At 66.9% G+C, this 5,584-nt stretch carries 3 protein-coding genes; 2 read left to right on the top strand and 1 reads right to left on the bottom strand.

What is annotated here, in order from left to right; genetic code table 11:
• Both ACXJKR_RS22745 and ACXJKR_RS22740 read left to right on the top strand, forming a co-directional pair.
• A partial coding sequence (locus ACXJKR_RS22745) for a hypothetical protein (protein WP_457324738.1) occupies window positions 1-1,355 on the top strand: 1,355 nt, incomplete at its 5' end.
• A gap of 91 nt (window positions 1,356-1,446) precedes the next feature.
• Complete coding sequence (locus ACXJKR_RS22740) at window positions 1,447-2,334, top strand: helix-turn-helix transcriptional regulator (RefSeq protein WP_082532448.1); 888 nt, start codon at window positions 1,447-1,449, stop codon at window positions 2,332-2,334.
• 85 nt (window positions 2,335-2,419) lie between these two features.
• Here the strand turns inward: ACXJKR_RS22740 and ACXJKR_RS22735 are convergent.
• On the bottom strand, window positions 2,420-5,584 hold a 3,165-nt coding region (locus ACXJKR_RS22735; protein WP_457324737.1), incomplete at its 5' end, for a hypothetical protein.

Genomic DNA, 5,584 nt, shown 5'->3' with positions numbered 1-5,584 from the left:
GTGTGGCGATCTCTGCGACCATGCTGGTTCGCGTGGCCGCCTCCACCGTGGCGGCCTATGAGGCCTACGAAGCGCGCCGGCAGAAGGCCCGTGCGGAGCAGCACTTCGCCGACGTCCGCAAGCTGGCCACCCTCATGCTGCGCGACCTTCAGAAGGCCATCGCGCCGCTGCCAGGGGGCACGGCGGCGCGGCGGATGGTCGTGCAGAACGCGCTCGACTCGCTGCGGCATTTGAGCGCCGAAGCCGCCGGGGACGCTGAGCTGCAGATCGAGCTGGCCGGCGGCTACCGCAACATCGGCGACATCCAGGGCCGCCCGTACTCGGCCAACCTCGGTGACCCGAAGAGCGCGCGCGACAGCTACGACCGCGGCATCGCGCTGGTGAAGAACCTCGTCGGCAACCCGCGGGTCGCCGAGCCGAGCCAGGCCCATGCCGCGGCCACGCTCGCCCAGCTGTATCAGCGCAAGGGCACGCTGCTGGCCTCCCAGGATGACGACGCCGCGGCGGAGTCACTGGTGGCCCAGGGGGTCGAGCTGATGGACACGTTGGCCGCACATGGCCAGCTGGATCCCGATCTGCAGACCACCCATGCCGCGATGCATTCCCAGCTCGCGCAGGTCCAGCGTTTCGTTGACAAGGTGGAGCCCTTCTTCAAGAGCCTGGCAACCGCCCGGCGCCTGTATCTGGCCATCCTCGCTAGCCGGCCTGGCGATGAGACGGCCACATCCGGCCTGGCCACCACCTACCTGGAAGAAGGCACCTACTACTTCGAACGCGATGAGGAGGCTGCGACGGTGCAGCTGGCCATCGCGGCGTTCCGGCGCGCCCTCGAGCTGCAAGGGCCGGTCGTGCAAAGGCATGGCGATGATGCGCGCCTGCAGCGCAATTTCGCGGCCCACCACGCCAATCTGGCCGCGGCCCTGATGCGCGCCAAGCAGCCACGTGACGCGGCCAACGCCTACCGGCAGGCGGTCCAGATCCTGTCCGAACTGAGCGGCCGGGACCCCAGCAACGCACAACTGCGCGCCGAGGTGGCCATCGTCACCGGTTCGATGAGCCGGGCGCTGCTGGCCAACGGCGATGCGGCGGCCGCCGTAGCAGCGGCGCAGCGGGCGGTGGAGGGCTACAACAGCCTGCCAGAAGGCTCATTGCGCGACCTGAACACACGCTAMAAGCAGGGCGTGGCCCACTACCTGCTGGGCCAGGCGCTTGCCGCCGGCCACCAGAACGCCCGAGCATGCGCCGCGTGGCGACGCAGCCTGGTCATCCTGCGCGACGTGCAGAGCCGCAACGGCATTGGCCGGACCGACACCACGCCGGCCGTCGTGTCGCAGTCACTGCAGCGCTGCGACTAAAGCGTATCCAGCTGAAACGCCATGAGCCGGTCGCTCCGCGTTTCTCGCCTTATGCGGTATCTGGAACTGATGCGCAGCCGAGGTGTTTGGCATGGGAATGTTGATGTCTTTGGGAGCGGCGTTCGGCCGTGGCGACCATCCGCTTCCGCCCGGAGCGAACGGCACCACGCCGGTATTGCTGCACGACGAGCCGCCAGGGTTGCAACGAGACCTGACCCAGCCGCGGCTGCAGCCGGCGCTGCTCGTCGCGCTGATGGCGGCAGAGACACCCGAGCTGCGCCAGCGCTCGGTGAAGGCGCTGCTGCAGTCGCTCGGCTTTGAATGGCTGGGCTACGGCTGTTTCAGCCAGGCGGGAGACCGCCCCGTGCCGCGGTCGTTCTGCACGACCTACGCGGATCCCGCCTGGACGGAACGCTACTTCGCCGAGACCTATCACCTGGTCGACCCGCGGTTGCAGCGCGTGCCCGAATCCGGCCTGCCGGTCATGTGGACGCTGGACGAGCTGCAAGCCGAGGCCGAGACGCCTTCCTACCTGCAGGGCCTGCGCCAGCGCTTCTTCGACGACCTGCGCGCCACCGGTGCCGGCAGCGGCGTGATGATGGGCCTGCCGAGCTTGCCGGGCCGTGATCGGCACATCATCAGCCTGATCTCGAAACGACCGGGCCGCGACTGGATGACCGATGCGGTGCTGGGCCAGGTCCTGACGCTGGCCCTGTGCCTGCACGAGTTCTACAGCCGCTATACGCTGGCACCGCAAGCGGACGGCCTGCGCAGCGCCGCCGGCGCGCTGACGCCGCTGCAGAACGAGATCCTGGCGCGGCTGGCGCGCGGCCTGCCCGACAAGCTCATCGCCGCGCAACTCGACCTCTCGTTGCACAACGTCGATTACCACATGCGCCAGCTGCGCAAGCGCTTCGGCGTGCGCAACCGCCTGCAGCTGATGCAGGCCGCGCTGGGGCCGGCGCCTCACGCCGCCTGAGCCCTGACGGCGGCCCGCACGGGGCCGTTGCGCCGACGGCTGAACGCGGTGGCGCAACGCCGTGCCGAAGCGGCACGGGTGCACATCACGCCTTCGGTGCGTGATACCCATCGGGAAGCACCAGCACATCGCCCACTTCGATGTAGTTGGGGTTCTGGCCGCCGCGCGCGTTGATGGGGCGCTTGTCGCTTTCCATGCGGTCGTTGAGCCACAGGTTGTGGCCATAGATCCACTCCACGACCTTGGGATCATTGCCGGCGATGCTCCAGACGCTCTCGTCCGCCTTCACGGTGTAGGTGTTGCCGCGTGCGGTCTTCGACGTGTCCACCGGTGCGGGCGGCGTGTCATCGGGCTTGGGCAGGGGCGGCGGCGCCATGCCATGCGCCTGCAGCCAGTTCTTCAAGCCCTCACCCCCACGGGCAGACAGCCGGATGTTGACGTCGGCCATGCAATGGATCTCGCGCGACTTCGGGTTGTAGTCGATGAAGTAGTGCGCCTTGTTGGGGTCGTTGACCTTGGCGGCGCCGGGTGCGGCCGCGATGTCCTTGTCGTAGACCCAGCTGCCACCGCGGTAGTAGGTCTGCGTCATCGGATCCTCGAAGCGCTTCTTGCTGCCGTTGTAGGCCACACTCGAATAGGACAGGTCCACCTTGGTCGGGTCCTCGGGCAGGGCCAGGAAGGCCTCGTAGTGCTCCGGCGCCTGCTTGTCGGTGTCGTATTCGGACGCCTGGCGTACCTGCTCCAGCCGACCCGTGCGCTGCAGCTCGTTGACCCAGTCCACGAACTTGTCGGGGTCGCCCTTGGCATCGCTGTAGGCATCCAGCAGCCCCTCGGCCAGCGACTCGCCGCTGAGCCAACGGTTGAAGTTGGCCTTCAGCAGGTCGCGGTCGGCAAGATTGTCAGCAGCGCCGGGCGACATGCCGGCGGCGGAGAGGAAGTCTCGATCCACCGATTCCAGCTGCTTGTGGATCTTCTGTTCATTGCCGTACCAGTTGACCAGGTCGGTCGCCGTCCAGGCCATGGTGGCCAGCCAGCCTGCAGGGCCGGCCTCCATGAAGGGGAGCTTCTTGGCCATGAACTTGCCGACGGCCTCGTAGATGTTCGCCGGCGTCATCACCGCCTTCAAGCCGAAGCGGCCGAGCGCGTACTTGTTGACGGCGCCCTCGATAGCCAGCTGCGCCGCCTTGATCGGCCCATCGCGCGTCACAGCCGCGCCACCCTGTGCGGCGATCCGCTTGGCCTCCTCGGTGGTGACCAGCGGGTCCTTCAGCAGGTTCCAGGCCCCCTTGAACTCGAGCGTCGAGATCGCGACGTCGTTGGACAGGTTGACGGTGGCGGTCCAGAAGTTGCGCTGGTCCACCGGCTTGCCATCGACGAAGTTGTTGATCTCGCTGTTCACCCGGCTCGCGTCCCACACCGCAGCGTCGGCATGCAACAGGCCGAAGAAGCCGATGGACTTCCATTCGGCGGTGCGGGTGAACTCGCTGCCGCGCTCGATCGTGCTGAGGCTCGGCAGGCCCCTGGTGTCGTTGAGAACCCTCTGCATGCTCGGCGGCAATGCCTGCGCGCCCTTGTGCGCCAGCGCGGCGCCGGCCTCGAGCACCTTGATGCCCGCGAAGCCCCCCACCAGCCCCAGCAGCACCGGCTTGCGCCAGGACTCGCTCGAGTCGAACTTGAGGTTGTGATAGAGGTAGTCCGTGAACCACAGCTGCGTGACGCCCACTGCACCCCAGCTCGCCGCCGCCGCCGGGCCATGGTTGCCCAGCCGCCCATAGCCAGCACCGTAGACACCTTTGAGCTTGTTGTTCTCGATGGCGTTCTCGGCGAAGTCGCCGGTCCACTGCAGGTACAGGTTCACCGGCACCACCCCTGCAGCCGCAGGCGGTGTGATGCCGGCGTCGCGCATCCAGTTCAGCGACGAATGCACCGACTGCTCCTTGATGCGGGTCGAGGCGGCATCGCTGCCCATCAGCATGGTCTTGGTGTAGTCGTCGTCCAGCAGCGCCTTGCGCTTGTCGTCCACCTGGCTGTAGCCGTCCTGCTTGCCCAGCCTGTCGTCCTGGCCATAGAAGGTGACCATCTCGGTGTCGCGCAGCAGCTGGTAGCCGCGCGCGTCCAGGGTGCGCTTGCCGTCCTCGAAGGCCTTGGCGAAGTCGGGGTGCTGCTTGATCACGGCCTGCAGCGCTTTCTGCTGCTGCTCCTCGGTCATCAGCTTGCCGAAGCGCAGCTGCGGCACTTCAAGCGCGGCCATGTCCTTGTGCTTGTCTTCGAACAGCTGGCGCGAGTTTTTCTTCAGGTCGTCCAAGCCCTTGGTGGTGCTTTGCAGGGTTTCCTTCGCGAGGTCGACCTCATGCCCGCCGGCCGGGCCCCAATCCATCTTGAACTGGAAGTCCTTTTCCTGCCTGGCCGTCTCCAGAGCCAGCGTCGCTCCTGAACCGTTGGCGATGGCGCGCTGGAAGCCGCCATTGAGACGCCCCTGCTGCGGCCCCCAGTTCTCGACGATGTTCATCGTGAAGGACTGCCCGGCAGACTCGACAGCCTTCTGAACCTCGCTCGATTCCCAGGCCATCACCGGCTTGCCGTCCGCGCTGTTGCCAGTCGGATGCGAGCCGGCCGCGGCGCGGTCGATGACCGTGCTGACGCCGCCGATGATCTCGTCGAAGTCCTTCAGGCCGTAGCCCATCAGCATGTCGTTGTCCATGCCGCGGAAGGACTTGAAACCCTCAGGCGTGCCGTCGATCGTCATCAGCTCCGCGGAGTGGTCGCCATGCAGYGAGACGTCGTCGATCACCTTGTCCAGGGTGCCGTTGCCGTCCGGACCGAAGAGCTTGTTGACGATGCGCGCCGTGGTCTCGGGCGTGAGTTCGGGATGCTTGGCCGGGTCGGTCAGCTCCATCAACTTGCGCGTGGCCGCCGTGGCGGGCGCCGCATAGTTCTTGTCCCGCCGGTAGGTGTCCCCGTACTCGTCCTTGTAGTCCTTGACGCCCTTGTCGTAGGCATCGGTCACAGCTTGGGCCGATTCGTTCACATAGCTGTCGACGAGCTTCTTCACGCCCGGGTCCGACATCACCAACTCGCGGATCTGCAGGCTGGTGTCGGCCGGCATCGCCTTGCCGAGGGCGAGCATCTGGTTGGTCGTGCCGCTGGCGCTCTCGGTGTGGCTGATGATGCGCGCCGCTGCGGCCATGCGGGTCAGGTCTTCGTCACCCAGGTAGCGGTCGACCAGGCCCATCGCGGCATCGTCGATCGC

The organism is Roseateles sp. P5_E11 (assembly GCF_054049355.1).
This window is presented reverse-complemented; position numbering and strand designations above follow the sequence as displayed.

Bases quoted from the DNA above. Each gene is read 5' to 3' on its own strand.
- ACXJKR_RS22740 (WP_082532448.1), top strand. From the start codon at position 1,447: ATGGGAATGTTGATGTCTTTGGGAGCGGCGTTCGGCCGTGGCGACCAT.